Below are 13,504 nucleotides of genomic sequence, written 5' to 3'. Positions count from 1 at the left end.
TTGTCAATTTAGGAGGAAATCTAACGATGTTTCGAGTATTGGTCTCAGACAAAATGAGCAACGACGGTTTACAGCCACTTATTGAATCAGACTTTATTGAAATCGTTCAAAAAAACGTAGCAGATGCAGAAGATGAATTACATACTTTTGATGCTCTTTTGGTGCGAAGTGCGACAAAAGTAACAGAAGACCTTTTCAACAAAATGACTTCTTTAAAAATTGTCGGAAGAGCCGGTGTCGGTGTCGATAATATCGATATTGATGAGGCTACGAAACACGGGGTAATCGTGATCAATGCTCCGAACGGCAACACCATTTCGACAGCTGAGCATACATTTGCAATGATATCTTCTTTAATGAGACACATTCCGCAGGCTAATATCTCAGTGAAATCCAGAGAGTGGAACCGCACAGCTTATGTCGGTTCAGAGCTTTATGGAAAAACGCTTGGTATTGTAGGATTAGGCCGAATCGGAAGTGAAATTGCACAGCGTGCGAGAGCATTCGGTATGACTGTGCACGTTTTTGATCCTTTCTTAACGGAAGAAAGAGCGAAAAAAATCGGCGTAAACAGCCGTACATTTGAAGAAGTGCTTGAAAGTGCGGATATCATTACCGTTCACACGCCTTTAACAAAAGAAACAAAAGGCTTATTGAATAAAGAAACGATTGCAAAAACGAAAAAAGGCGTTCGCTTAATTAACTGTGCGCGAGGCGGAATTATCGATGAAGCAGCACTTCTCGAAGCTTTGGAAAACGGGCATGTTGCGGGAGCGGCGCTTGACGTTTTCGAAGTTGAACCGCCAGTTGACAATAAACTTGTTGATCATCCATTAGTCATTGCCACTCCTCACTTGGGAGCATCAACGAAAGAAGCACAGCTCAATGTCGCCGCCCAAGTGTCAGAAGAAGTTCTGCAGTTCGCAAAAGGCCTGCCTGTCATGTCAGCTATCAACCTGCCTGCCATGACAAAGGATGAATTTGCTAAAATTAAACCCTACCATCAAATTGCAGGAAAAATTGGCAGCCTTGTATCACAGTGCATGAAAGAACCAGTACAGGATGTTGCCATTCAATATGAAGGCACAATTGCTAAACTTGAAACATCGTTCATTACAAAAGCCCTTCTGTCAGGCTTTTTAAAACCGCGCGTTGACTCTACTGTTAACGAGGTCAATGCCGGGGGTGTCGCAAAAGAACGCGGCATCAGCTTCAGTGAAAAAATTTCCTCTTCTGAATCTGGATACGATAACTGCATCAGCGTAAAAGTGACAGGAGACCGCAGCACCTTTACTGTAACGGCTACGTATATTCCTCATTTCGGAGAACGAATTGTCGAGATCAATGGATTTAATATTGATTTTTATCCGACAGGTCACTTGGTGTATATCCAGCATCAAGATACAACAGGTGTCATCGGCCGAGTAGGACGTATTCTCGGAGATAATGATATTAACATTGCAACCATGCAGGTTGGCCGTAAGGAAAAAGGCGGAGAAGCCATCATGATGCTTTCCTTTGACAGACATCTGGAAGATAAAATTGTGAAAGAACTAACAAATGTCCCTGATATTGTGTCCGTGAAGCTCATTGATCTGCCATAATCAAAAAAACTCAAGCCATAAAGCTTGAGTTTTTTATTGTTCTACCCCCGTGTGTTTTTATGCAAAATATCTAAGACACTCCTTAGCTCAGAAACAGGAATTTGGCCTGGTGCAGACGCCTCTTCTCCAGCTCCAAAAGTACAAGCCGATCCAAAAACCTCACCGCTCAGCCTGCTGATAAGCCCTGTTGCAGCCATTGACATTGTAATAATGGGACGGTCTGCATATTTTGTTTTCATTGTATACGTCGCATCAAGCAGCGTTAGGAGATCTCCAGTATCATTTGGCATGACAGCCATTTTTGGAATATGCGCGCCTAATTCCTGCATTTTTCGAAGCCTTGAAAGAATCTCATCTTTCGAAGGCGTTTTTTCAAAGTCGTGATTTGACATCACCACATAGACGTTGTTTTCTTCCGCCAGCGATACTAACGCCTTTACATTTGCATCTCCTGAAAATAATTCGATATCTATCAGATCGATGTCTTTTGTTTGGATTGCCGATTCCAGCAAAGCAAGATAGGAGCTTTCGTCCATCTCCATGCTCCCGCCCTCTTTGTGGGTTCTGAATGTAAATAGAAATAGCTTGTCTTCTAAAGATTTACGAAGCTTAGAAATGAGCTTTGTGACCGCTTCTCTGTCATTCGCTTTTTCAAATACGTCGACTCTCCATTCAACAATGTCCGGATTCAGTAATTTTACTGCCTCTGCTTCATTCAGAATTTGTTTTTCCGTCTTTCCCATCAGCGGAACGATGATTTTCGGCATTCCTTCCCCGATGGAAACTCCTTTAATCGTTAACACGTTCACTCATCTCAAATCCTTTCAATCGTTACCTTGTTTTATTATACACGTACAACTTTTTTTTGAAAATTTCTATTATATGAATAGCAACTAAAAAAGAGCCTCAAAGGGCCCATTTTAGTTTAAGAAAATCGGATTTGGAGCAGCCGGTACCGGAATTGCATCTGATACGTCATATTTGCCGATTTTGTTTGTTCTGGTTTCGGTAAAGGTCACTTCTGTGAAGCCAAACTCTTTTGCGGTTAAAAGAAGTCCCTCAATCATTAAAATACCGGCAATAGAATCCTCAACTTCTGAGTCCTTTGAGAAACGGATATATAAGTGCTTCTGTTTCTTCGTTACAGATTGGACAGTACCCGCTTGAATAAGCGGTGTTGTATCTTCTTGGCTGCTCGATTCCATTTCATTAATCGCTTCTTTTACCGTATCAAATGTTTTTTCTGACGGAATGAGAAAGTTCCCTTGTTTATTTTTATACAAGTAGTAAGCTCTTTTTGACTGTTTGGGAATCGAAATTTCCGTAAAAGTGCCATATGAGCCAATCCGAACCCCAGTCTCATTTTGATCCGATAAAAATTTGACTTTTTCATAAGGACTCCATTTTAAGGATTCTTTAAGCAATTTTTTTAACAGTGTATCATCTTTTACAGAAAATGCCGTAGCTGGCTGATGGACTCGTATACTTAATTCCTTCTGCTTTGGTTTTTCCTTTATTTCTACTTCATCTATGAAGGTTGGAATTGTAATGGCATGATCAAGGATGCCCAATTCACTACTTTCAAACAGCATATCCTGGATCGTTTGGTCTGCATTTGTTTTTTGGATGCTGACGGGTATGATTGCGGATGTATCGGCATCAGCAACTGCTACAGTGATGTAATTGTCTTGTTCCTTTTCAGGTACAACAAACGATGTATGATCCAAGGACGATGCAGCTTTTGGGCTGTCTTCTGTCTCAGTTTTCGTTACTGCGTTCTCTTGGGACGCTTCTTTTTGTTGAGGCTGTGCCTGATCAAAGAAATGAGGAGAAATAATGAAGGCGATATAAACCGCAATTGCAGCGGCACACGCGGGGCCAATCCACCTGACAGCGGGCTTATTTTTACGCTTTGCCATCGTCAGCCGCTTGTAAATATCCTGAGGCGAACGATGGTCTTTAACTGCCGGAAGTTGACTTAACAACTCCTTTATCTGTTCTTCGTTCCATTCTGACTTCATCATCCATTAGCTCCTCCCTCAAAAGCTCCATATGTTTCCGAAGTACTTTGAGCCCTCTGTGTTGGGTCGTTTTTACTTTGCTTTCCGAGAAGCGCAGAGCCTTGGCTGTTTCCTGTATTGAATATCCCTGAATAAACCGCAAGATAATCACAGCTCTTTGATCGATTGTACATTGATCAAGCGCAGCATAAATTTCCCGGACATTTTCATGTTGAACGGCAAGTTCGTCCGGTAGCAATTGCTGATCCCTGACATCCTGTGTATCCCAGTCAAATGTACCGAGTATACGCTGTCTGATTGTTTGCTGTTTACGGAACCAGTCTATCGCAACATGGCGTGCGATAGACAATAGCCATGTTTTTTCACTGCTTCTTCCTTCAAACGTATGATAAGAATTTAATACCCGGATATAAACCTCTTGAAGAAGGTCTTCTGTCTGGTTTTTATCCTTTACCATATAAAATAAAAATTGGTACAAATCTTGATGATATGTATCATATAATAATTGAAAGGTTTCTTCCATTTGAAACCCCTCCGTTCACTTTTTTGTCGTATGAATAGCTTGAAAAGTTACATTACAACTATATTACGAGTAACTGGAATTTGGAAGGGAATTTATATTAACATATCCTTAAATTTTATTAATGTTGGCTATTAAAAAAACACCCGCTCAGTCAGCGGGTGTTTCTTATGGAACAAGATTCTTCGGCAAATTCAGACTCGATTTTACCGTTTTGTCGGAATATAAAAAGTAAATGTTGTTCCTTTATCTATTCGGCTGTGCACAGTGATTGAGCCGTTGTGGGCTTCCACGATATTTTTAACGATAGCCAGCCCTAACCCGGTTCCTGCTCTGCCCCTTGTCCGCGCTTTATCTGCCTTATAAAACCGCTCAAAGATAAATGGCAGATCTTCTTCCGGTATGCCGGACCCGGAGTCTTTGATATCAATTTTCAATCCATCCTTCACAGAATGGACTGAAATGGAGACACTGCCACCGGATGAAGTATGCCGCAGCGCGTTATCAATCAAATTGGTAAATACCTGCTCCATCTTGTCTTCATCAAGCATAAATTCCTCTTCTGTGAGAGAAATGTCATTTTGTAAAGCAATATTTTTTTCTTTCGCAACACCGGAAAACTTCCGAATGATCTTTTCTAAAAACTCATTCACATTGATTTTTTCATAATGTAAGCCTGTATGGCCTGATTCCATTCGGGCTAAATCAAGCAAATCATTAACTAAACGGCCCATTCGGAGTGATTCGTCATAAATGATTTGGGCAATTTCTTTCCGGTCTTCTTCAGAGCTTGCAATGTCATCGACAATTGCTTCACTGTATCCCTGAAGCATGGAAATCGGTGTTCTCAGCTCATGACTGACATTTGCGATAAAGTCCTCCCGCAGCTTATCAAGGCGGCGTTCTTCTGTCATGTCACGCAGTACGGCAACCGCTCCTCTGACGTGCGATTCCGCATAAAGCGGCGACATCAAAAGCACCCATGATCTGCCTTGAAGCGTCATCTCAATCATTTGTTCTTTTTCAGTGCTAACAGCGTTTTGAAACAGCTCTTTTGCTTCAGGCGGAAGGTTGTCGCCTTCTTTGATATTCATGTTCTGTTCATAATACCAAGCCTGAAGAAAACGTTCAGCCGGCGGGTTGGTCACAAGAATCGTACCGTCAATATTAATGGTAATAACCCCGTCAGCCATACTGCTCAAAATGTTAGAAAGCTGCTCTTTTTCTTGATTGAGCGCATTGATATGAAAGTTAAGCTGCCGGCCCATTTGATTAAAAGCGGTCGCCAGTTCACCGATTTCATCCTGAGTTAAAATCGGGATTTTTGTATCGAACTTGCCCTTCGCCAAATCCTGCGCACCTTCTCTCATTTTTCGGAGAGGGTACGTGACCCTGCTTGATAAAAAGAATGCGAAAAATGTGGTCAGCACAATCGCAATTCCAGCGGCAAGAAAAATATAGCGGGTCGTATGTTTTGTTGTATCTTTAACGGCAAGCAAAGACTGGGATAAAAAGACCATGCCTTTCTTTCCGTCTTTTTCATACGGGACACCTACAATCAGGCGTTCATTATCCGTGTCTGTATCGCTCAGTCCCGTCCGTTTGCTTACTTTTTTATGGTCTTGGAGAGCTTTATTTAAGTCTTTGTCATGCTGTATTTGCTCAACCGTTATAGACGACAGGCGATTTTTATCATTCGGAGAATACCAGTGGTTCTTCTCATCCTGGATGATGGCAATGCTTGTTAAGTTATCAGCGAGCTCCCAAGTGATTGACCTTGCCAGTGCCTGGTCCTCGTGATTTTCTAGGATGACAGCAACTTTATTCGCAAGCTGTGTTAAATCATTCTCAGCTTCTTCCACATGGTAGTTTTCAATAAACTCCAGCAAAAGAACCGTTAAAATGAACAATACGATCAAGACGAGTGAAAGGATCGTAAACCACAGCTTGCCTACTACGCTTTTCCAAAATTTCATTCAGCGCCGACCTCAAATTTATAACCTACACCCCATACTGTGACAATTTTTTTCGCAGCTTCCGGAGATACCTTGTTCAGCTTCTCTCTCAAACGTTTGACGTGAGTGTCCACTGTCCGTAAATCACCAAAAAACTCATATTGCCACACTTCTTTCAGAAGCTTTTCCCGATCATACACCTTGTCAGGCGTTTTCGCTAAGAAATATAGAAGCTCATACTCTTTTGGCGTCAGGCTCACTTCTGTTCCATCAGCTGTTACGCGGTGAGCATCATGGTCTATTGACAGATGTGAAAACACGAGCACATTTTTCGTCGGTGTATTGGCATTGAAATAAGAGGTTTGGGATGCTCTTCTCAAAAGGGCCTTTACACGCAGCACGACTTCTCTCGGGCTGAACGGCTTAACAATATAATCATCTGTTCCCGCTTCAAACCCCTGCACCCGATTTGCTTCTTCTCCTTTTGCGGTCAGCATAATAATGGGTGTCGCTTTTTTTTCACGAATTTGCCGGCACACTTCAATTCCATCAGTCCCCGGCATCATCAGATCAAGCAAAATTAAGTCATAATTGGCTTCAAGCCCTTTGGCAATGGCTTCATCACCATTTTCAGCTTCATCTATAGCATAATTTTCACGTTCAAGATACATTCTTAAAAGGCGGCGAATTCTGGCTTCGTCATCAACTACTAATATTTTTGTTTCGTTCGTTTGGTCCATGTTTTCCCCCTGCTTTCCTTCTGTTACTTTCATTTTATCAAATCGCGAGAAAGTTTGAGAACTGTGTCGCTTTCAAAGGACTATGCATAAGAATGAAGTCCGGCAAGCACAAGATTTACGAATATTAAATTAAACATAATAATAGCAAAACCGATTACGGCCAGCCATGCTGACTTCTCACCGTGCCAGCCTCTTGACAGTCTTAAATGCAAGTAAGCGGCATAGAACAAAAATGTGATCAGCGCCCATACTTCCTTAGGGTCCCAGCCCCAAAACCTGGTCCACGCAAGCTGAGCCCAAATCATTGCAAAGATCAGCGCGCCGAGTGTAAAGATCGGAAATCCGATTGATACGGCCCTGTACCCAACCTCATCCACCAGATCAAGATTGACGTTTTTCACCAGCGGATGTAATAGAGCGCTGATTCTTTTTCTGATGATCAGACGGAGAGCCCCATACAACACAAGACCTGCTCCAAATGACCAAATGACAGTGTTCACTTTTCTGCCTGAGAAAAGCGCGGGAAGATCAACAAGCGGTTTCATTCTTCCTTCGGTCAAAAGCTCTCCCTGATGCGGACCGACAAGCGCGGGCATTTCGTACACCATCACGCCTTTTTCTTTACTTTTGTCCACCCAGTTAAACTCCGCTTCATAGCCTGCAAGACGAAATGCTGATGTGATTGCAATAAAGGCGACGGTTGTGACCAGGATAAACATAATCGCTTCAAGCCAGAAGGTCTTTTTGCTTGGCTTTGTCTGGTCTACATGCTTCAAAAGAAAGATGACACCAGCGACAAAGCTGATGGCAAGTATAGCTTGCCCAAGCGCGGCCGTTGTTACATGAATATACAGCCAGTTGCTTTGGAGCGAAGGAATTAAAGGCGAGATATCTGTCGGAAACATGCTGGCGTAGGCAATCAGCAATAAAGCAATTGACAGCGTAAACAGGCCTAATGAAGGCAATCTATAGAGAAAATAAAGAATGATAAACGCCAAAACAAGCATCATGCCAAAAGCGGTGGTGAATTCAAACATATTGCTGACCGGCGCATGGCCGCTGGCAGCCCACCTTGTGATGAAATATCCAAGGTGGCAGAAAAAACCGACAATAGAAAGAGTGATTCCAATGTTGGCCCATCGGTTTGGCCTGCCCTTTTTATCTTTATTCCCGCGTATGGCCCCGCCGAAGATCGGGACAGCGATTAAATACACAAGAAAGGCCGCATAAAGAAAATTTCCGCTCAGCTCTGCCATGACATCACTCCCTTTTCGCCTATTTCTGTGTTTTGATTAATTCTTTTTGGTCCACCGGTTCAGTCAGTCCGGAATCAGCCAATATAAATGCTAAATCCTTCTTCAGGCCAAACCAGTTTTTATTGGTATGCCCCGCTACCATAACTGCACCGTCCTGTGAGTGCAGCCAAATTCTTCGATGCTGCCAGTACATACCTTGAATAACACCGATCATAAAAATGGCTCCGCCGACAGCAAGCACCCAGAGTGTCAGATCCTTTCTGACTGTAAGTCCAGTAATGTTTTTCGTTTCGACATGGTCAAATTTCAGCTTGTATTTATTATTGTCTGATCCTTCGATGGTTTCTTGGATGGCGACAAAGCTCTTTTCGCCTTTCGGTTTGTCCGGCGTTATAATATTAAAGACAAAAGCCGGATTGTTAGGGATCTTTGTTTTTGTGCTCGGCTCTCCGTCCTGATTAAAATAGAAGTCAGGCAGGTAGCTGGCGATTTCCACCTTGTAACCGTTGCCAAGATCATAGACCGAATCTGGATCCAGAAGGTTGATCTTCAGGCTCCCAAAGGATTTTTTTGTTTTTTTATCAATCAGCTGGAACACCATTTGGTCAAGCTGATTCTCTTTGTAATCCACCTGGTAAACGGAAAAAGAATCAAAACGCAGCGGCTGATTGACACGGATGTCTTCTTCTGTTACTTTTTTCAGCTTCGGCTTCTCGCCATAAACAATTTTTCCTTCTCTCTTGTAGAGTACGGCATCGGTTTGAAAGTTCTTTGCCACTCTACCGTCCCCGACTCTGTCAATGGCATCTGCAAATACCTTTTTTTCTGTTTTGCTGTTATAGGTCTCTACGCTGAATTGATTGTTTTTCAAATAATATTTTCCGTCTGTACCCGGAATTGCGGCGGTTTCGCCTTCTCTGACCCAAAGCGTCTCATCGACGTACATGCCAGGCACAAATCTCAGCATCGCACCAATCAAAAAGATGATCAATCCAATATGGTTGACATACGGGCCCCAGCGGGAAAAGCGTCCTTTTTCAGCAAGAATGCTGCCCTCTTTTTCTCTGATTCTATAATGTTTTTTCTTTAATAGAGCAACTATCTTTTCTTTCGATTCCCCGTTCAGTACAGTAACTGTTTCACTGAACAAGCGCTGCCTTCTTAAAAAAGCTGGGCTCCTTCTGACGCCTTGGTTTTTTAACGCTCTGTACAACGGAATGACCCGATCAAGGCTGCAAATCACGAGTGAAATGCCGATCGAGGCAATGAGCAGCAAATACCACCAAGAACCATATAAATGATGAAACCCGAGCAAATAATAAAGCTGGCCGAACGTGCCGTACTGCTCCTTGTAATAAGTATCAGCCTGTGCGCCCGGAGGCAGATAGGCTTCCTGGGGAAAAATGGTGCCGAACGCTGATGCGGCAAGGGTTATGACGATAAGCCATATTCCCACCTTAACCGAGGAAAAGAAATTCCAAATTTTATCGATGATCGTTTTGTTATAGGTTTGCGAACGTCTTGCGCTTCCGTCATATCTCATATCAGCGAGCGGAGGTTGAGTTTCCTGAAGAGCTCTTCCGCACGATTCGCATAAAACGGTTCCGACCGGGTTTATATGTCCGCATTCACATTTGACTTGCTTCATCCCGAAGTCTCTCCGGGTTTTATGAGATTCATATATTCGTGTATCATGCTTTCTGTCATAGTGCCGGTCACCACCTTGACAACTTTTCCTTCCGGATTGATCAAAAAGGTTGTCGGAAGCGGAGATACGTCATAGGCATCAAGCACTTGGCGATCTGTATCCAGAACAACCGGGAAATTGACTCCGTAGGATTTCATAAAATTATGTACTGCTATCTTTGACTCCCCAACATTTACAGCGACAATTTCAACACCTTGGCTTTTAAAATGCTTATATTGGTTTGCCATATAAGGAAACTCTTTTTTGCACGGTTCACACCATGTACCCCAGAAATTCAAAAAAACACCTTTCCCTTTTAAGTCACTGAGCTCGATACGTTTCCCATTCGTATCCTCAAGGACAAAATTCGGTGCGTCGGACCCTTCGGATATACTCTCTTTGCCGGCAAATACAGCGTTGTAAATGGTATAGCCGAGTGCGCAGATTAAAACGAGAAGGATGCCGGTCCGAATGAATAAACGCCTTTTTTTCTTCATTGTCCACTGCCCCCTTCCCCCTATTGCAGATCCATTCAATTATATCATTGCACGTTCATTTCACATTTCTTACTTTTTGAAGGTTATGTGAAATTTAGAAAGCGTTTTTACCGTGATCCGCCAGTGCTCTGAGCCTTTTTACTTCGTGAGGCGTAAGCTCTCTGGCATCGCCCGTGTGCAGGCCTCGCAGGTTTAAAAACGCGTATTCCTCACGCTTCAGCTTGATTACCTCATGTCCGATCGCTTCAAACATGCGGCGCACCTGTCTGTTGCGTCCCTCATGGATCGTCAGCTGAATAATGCTTGTCTGCTTTTTCTTATCCAAGGACAGCAGCTTCGCTTTAGCAGGCGCTGTTTTGCCTTCTTCCAGCCTAATTCCGCGCTCCAGCTTTCTGAGCAGCTCTTTAGGCGGGATTCCTTTCACCTTCGCCACGTATGTTTTGTCTATTTCATACTTAGGGTGCATCAGCTTATTGGCGAATTCGCCGTCATTGGTTAAAAGCAAAAGACCGCTCGTATCATAGTCCAGACGCCCAATCGGATAAATGCGCTGCGGAATATTTTTAAAAAAGTCCGTCACCACTTTGCGTCCTTTATCATCTTGCGCTGCGGAAATAACGCCTCTTGGTTTATATAAGAGAAAGTAAACCGGCTCTTCGCGTTCAACCTTTAACCCGTTTACCTCAATCTGATCAGAACCGGTGACCTTAACACCTAGCTCTGTTACTACTTTGCCATTCACCTTTACTTTTCCTTCTTTAATCAGCTCTTCTGCCTTTCTGCGCGACGCAACTCCGGCATGAGCAATCACTTTTTGCAGTCTTTCCATGTCTTTCACCTCAAGTATTATCTTACTTTTTTCAACCTTAACAAACAAGCTTTTTCAAATTCCTATGCCAAATCTAAAAAAAACGCCGTTTTCAGGCGCTCCCAAATAATAACGTAACGATGATGATAGATGCAACTACGCCGATTAAATCTGCAAGAAGTCCCACCTTTAATGCATCACCCATTTTTTTAATGCCGACTGCTCCGAAATACACAGTCAGTACGTAAAGCGTTGTATCTGTAGATCCCTGCATGACGGAAGCCAGCCTGCCGATAAAGGAATCGGGCCCGTATACTGCAATTAAATCGGTCGTCATTCCGAGAGCGGCCGTACCGGAGATCGGGCGGATCAGAGCAAGCGGCACTACTTCAGCAGGAATGCCGATAGCGGAGAAAGCCGGTTTTAAAAGATCCATTATAAAATCAAGCGCGCCTGATGATCTGAAAACAGTTATAGCGACAAGCATTCCGACTAAATAGGGGATAATGGAAAAGGCAATTTCTATCCCCTCTTTCCCACCTTCGACAAACGATTCATATGTCGGAACCTTTTTGATCGTTCCATAAAGAAGAATTCCGGCAATAATGATTGGAATCATGGCTAAAGACAGCCAGTTGATGATTTCCATCCGCTCACCTTCCCTTCTTTTTGCGGCGGTAATAAAAATACCGATCAATGATAATGGCACCGATTCCGGAAATAAGCGTTGCCAAAATGCTTGGCCCGACGATATCTGTCGGCGTTTTGGAGGAATAAGCCATTCGGACAGCGATCACCGTTGTCGGGATGAGTGTGATGCAGGACGTATTAACAGCTAAAAAAGTAATCATTGACCGGCTTGCTTCCGATCGGTTTCCGTTCAGCTTTTTCATTTGTTCCATTGCTTTAATGCCAAGCGGAGTTGCTGCATTTCCGAGGCCGAAGAAATTCGCCATAAGATTAGATAAAATATAGCCCATCGCCGGGTGATCCGGCGGTATATCAGGGAACAGTTTAGATATAAAAGGCCTGCACATCCGGCTGAAAATATCCAAAAGACCTGACTGCTCGGCGATTTTCATTAAGCCAAGCCAGAAAACAAGCACGCTCATCAATCCAAATGAAATCGTAATCGCTTCTTTCGCACCCTTAAACACGGCTTCATTTACATCTTGCAGAGTTCCGTTGCACATCGCAAAAACGAGTCCGATCACGGTTAAACTGACCCAAATTATATTGACCATTTTGCTCCGCCTGCCGCATTCAGAAAGATTGATTTAAACGTTTCAAAAAATTGTTTCTTCGGTTTTTGATGCCGCTCATTTTCATAATAGATCGGCACTTTTGCGATGGTTGCATCGTTGAACATGATCTCCATGTGCCCTACGATGTCAGGGATTTTCGAGGCATCTTTTTCCCATGCTTTTTTCGGCTTGAGCAGTGTGGTATTAATTTTCACATCTTCTTTTTCCTCTTCAGTCAGCAAATAGGTGATATCACGTTTGATAAAAGCCTTCGATTCATAAAATGTGCCTTTCAGCTTTGGAATATCCCCTTTTTTTGCAATTAAATAGGTTTGATAATGCTCAAACACATAGTTAAACATCTTCATATGGTCATCCCAATCATTAGGGTCATTAATGGTGACGGCTATCAGGTCAATGCCGTCCTTTGAAGCCGTAGAGACCAGTGTCCGTTTTGCAAGTTTTGTATAGCCTGTTTTTCCTCCTGTGCTGTACGGATATAGCATGGTCAGCAGTTTATTTTTGTTTTTCCATACGCTTTCCATCGTTTCCGCTTTGTATATTTTTGTGCCTGAAATCTTTTGATAGTCTTTCAGCTTCATAGCATACTTAGTTAAAATGGCCATGTCATAGGCTGTTGAATAATGATTTTCATGGTCGTCCAATCCGTGCGGGTTTTGAAAACGGGTGTTTTTCATACCAAGCTGCTCGGCTTTTTGATTCATCATATAAACAAACCCATCGAGGCTCCCACCGACATGCTCAGCAATCGCGACAGCGGCGTCGTTTCCTGATCTTAGCATCAGGCCATACACAAGATCTTTTAGCTTCACTTTTTGACCTTCTGTTAAATAAATGGCGGAGCCTTCTGTTCTGACAGCATTTGCCGAAACCGTCACCGTTTGATCCATTTTGCCGGATTCGATGGCGAGGACGGCGGTCATAATTTTTGTGATGCTCGCGATCCGCCTTTTTTGATGCTCATCCTTGGCATATAACACTCTGCCTGACGCACCGTCAATAATGATCGCGCTTTTTGCACTGACATCTATAGCAGCATGTGCTGTATTCACATTTACGGTTGCAATAAGAAAAGAAATCATGATCACGAATACTGCTTTTTTGAAAATGCGCATGTTTGCTCACGTCCTTGTGGTGGTTTGTACAAGTTT

Annotated in this window: 13 protein-coding genes; 1 reads left to right on the top strand and 12 read right to left on the bottom strand. The window is 43.0% G+C overall.

What is annotated here, in order from left to right; translation table 11 throughout:
- Positions 1-26: 26 nt before the first annotated feature.
- Entirely contained in the window at positions 27-1,604 is a 1,578-nt protein-coding gene (gene serA, locus PUN35_RS03030; protein ID WP_004398713.1) for a phosphoglycerate dehydrogenase, read from the top strand.
- 41 nt (positions 1,605-1,645) lie between these two features.
- Here the strand turns inward: serA and aroD are convergent, their stop codons facing one another.
- The 12 genes from aroD to dacB form a co-directional block, all read right to left on the bottom strand.
- Positions 1,646-2,413, bottom strand: coding sequence for a type I 3-dehydroquinate dehydratase (gene aroD, locus PUN35_RS03025; protein WP_014480151.1), 768 nt, complete (start codon positions 2,411-2,413; stop codon positions 1,646-1,648).
- Positions 2,414-2,524: 111 nt separating this feature from the next.
- Positions 2,525-3,628, bottom strand: a complete 1,104-nt coding sequence (gene rsiX, locus PUN35_RS03020; RefSeq protein ID WP_033881334.1) for an anti-sigma-X factor RsiX — start codon at positions 3,626-3,628, stop codon at positions 2,525-2,527.
- Positions 3,564-4,148 carry an RNA polymerase sigma factor SigX gene (gene sigX / locus PUN35_RS03015; protein WP_003230521.1) on the bottom strand — a complete coding sequence of 195 codons (585 nt, stop codon included), beginning with the start codon at positions 4,146-4,148 and terminating at the stop codon, positions 3,564-3,566. The genes rsiX and sigX overlap by 65 nt, the downstream gene beginning before the upstream one ends.
- A 203-nt stretch (positions 4,149-4,351) precedes the next feature.
- Positions 4,352-6,121 (bottom strand): sensor histidine kinase ResE, encoded by a 1,770-nt coding sequence (gene resE, locus PUN35_RS03010; RefSeq protein WP_014480153.1) that lies wholly within the window; start codon positions 6,119-6,121, stop codon positions 4,352-4,354.
- Positions 6,118-6,840 (bottom strand): DNA-binding response regulator ResD, encoded by a 723-nt coding sequence (gene resD / locus PUN35_RS03005; RefSeq protein ID WP_003246107.1) that lies wholly within the window; start codon positions 6,838-6,840, stop codon positions 6,118-6,120. Before resD ends, resE begins: the two co-directional genes overlap by 4 nt.
- A gap of 80 nt (positions 6,841-6,920) precedes the next feature.
- The gene (resC, locus tag PUN35_RS03000) at positions 6,921-8,096 is read right to left on the bottom strand and encodes a cytochrome c biogenesis protein ResC (protein ID WP_014480154.1); all 1,176 of its coding nucleotides are present in this window, start codon (positions 8,094-8,096) and stop codon (positions 6,921-6,923) included.
- Positions 8,097-8,115: 19 nt separating this feature from the next.
- Positions 8,116-9,744, bottom strand: coding sequence for a cytochrome c biogenesis protein ResB (resB, locus tag PUN35_RS02995; RefSeq protein WP_014480155.1), 1,629 nt, complete (start codon positions 9,742-9,744; stop codon positions 8,116-8,118).
- Positions 9,741-10,280: a thiol-disulfide oxidoreductase ResA gene (gene resA / locus PUN35_RS02990; protein WP_014480156.1), complete on the bottom strand. Its 540-nt coding sequence runs from the start codon at positions 10,278-10,280 to the stop codon at positions 9,741-9,743. Before resA ends, resB begins: the two co-directional genes overlap by 4 nt.
- A gap of 94 nt (positions 10,281-10,374) precedes the next feature.
- Complete coding sequence (gene rluB, locus PUN35_RS02985) at positions 10,375-11,109, bottom strand: 23S rRNA pseudouridine(2605) synthase RluB (RefSeq protein WP_004398815.1); 735 nt, start codon at positions 11,107-11,109, stop codon at positions 10,375-10,377.
- Positions 11,110-11,200: 91 nt separating this feature from the next.
- Positions 11,201-11,737: a spore maturation protein SpmB gene (gene spmB / locus PUN35_RS02980; protein ID WP_003230509.1), complete on the bottom strand. Its 537-nt coding sequence runs from the start codon at positions 11,735-11,737 to the stop codon at positions 11,201-11,203.
- A 4-nt stretch (positions 11,738-11,741) separates the two neighbouring features.
- Positions 11,742-12,332 carry a spore maturation protein SpmA gene (spmA, locus tag PUN35_RS02975; protein ID WP_004398980.1) on the bottom strand — a complete coding sequence of 197 codons (591 nt, stop codon included), beginning with the start codon at positions 12,330-12,332 and terminating at the stop codon, positions 11,742-11,744.
- Positions 12,320-13,468, bottom strand: coding sequence for a D-alanyl-D-alanine carboxypeptidase DacB (gene dacB, locus PUN35_RS02970; RefSeq protein WP_014480157.1), 1,149 nt, complete (start codon positions 13,466-13,468; stop codon positions 12,320-12,322). The genes spmA and dacB overlap by 13 nt, the downstream gene beginning before the upstream one ends.
- Positions 13,469-13,504 lie beyond the last annotated feature (36 nt).

Origin of the sequence: Bacillus sp. N3378-2at (genome assembly GCF_033412715.1) — a bacterium.
In the GTDB taxonomy this organism is placed as follows: Bacteria; Bacillota; Bacilli; order Bacillales; family Bacillaceae; genus Bacillus; species Bacillus subtilis.
The sequence above is the reverse complement of the archived record's forward strand: the minus strand, read 5'-3'. Positions and strand labels throughout refer to the sequence as shown.

Bases quoted from the DNA above. Each gene is read 5' to 3' on its own strand.
- resA (WP_014480156.1), bottom strand. From the start codon at position 10,280: ATGAAGAAAAAAAGGCGTTTATTCATTCGGACCGGCATCCTTCTCGTT.
- rluB (WP_004398815.1), bottom strand. From the start codon at position 11,109: ATGGAAAGACTGCAAAAAGTGATTGCTCATGCCGGAGTTGCGTCGCGC.
- serA (WP_004398713.1), top strand. From the start codon at position 27: ATGTTTCGAGTATTGGTCTCAGACAAAATGAGCAACGACGGTTTACAG.
- resE (WP_014480153.1), bottom strand. From the start codon at position 6,121: ATGAAATTTTGGAAAAGCGTAGTAGGCAAGCTGTGGTTTACGATCCTT.
- resC (WP_014480154.1), bottom strand. From the start codon at position 8,096: ATGGCAGAGCTGAGCGGAAATTTTCTTTATGCGGCCTTTCTTGTGTAT.
- sigX (WP_003230521.1), bottom strand. From the start codon at position 4,148: ATGGAAGAAACCTTTCAATTATTATATGATACATATCATCAAGATTTG.
- dacB (WP_014480157.1), bottom strand. From the start codon at position 13,468: ATGCGCATTTTCAAAAAAGCAGTATTCGTGATCATGATTTCTTTTCTT.
- resB (WP_014480155.1), bottom strand. From the start codon at position 9,744: ATGAAGCAAGTCAAATGTGAATGCGGACATATAAACCCGGTCGGAACC.
- spmB (WP_003230509.1), bottom strand. From the start codon at position 11,737: ATGGAAATCATCAACTGGCTGTCTTTAGCCATGATTCCAATCATTATT.
- resD (WP_003246107.1), bottom strand. From the start codon at position 6,840: ATGGACCAAACGAACGAAACAAAAATATTAGTAGTTGATGACGAAGCC.
- spmA (WP_004398980.1), bottom strand. From the start codon at position 12,332: ATGGTCAATATAATTTGGGTCAGTTTAACCGTGATCGGACTCGTTTTT.
- rsiX (WP_033881334.1), bottom strand. From the start codon at position 3,628: ATGATGAAGTCAGAATGGAACGAAGAACAGATAAAGGAGTTGTTAAGT.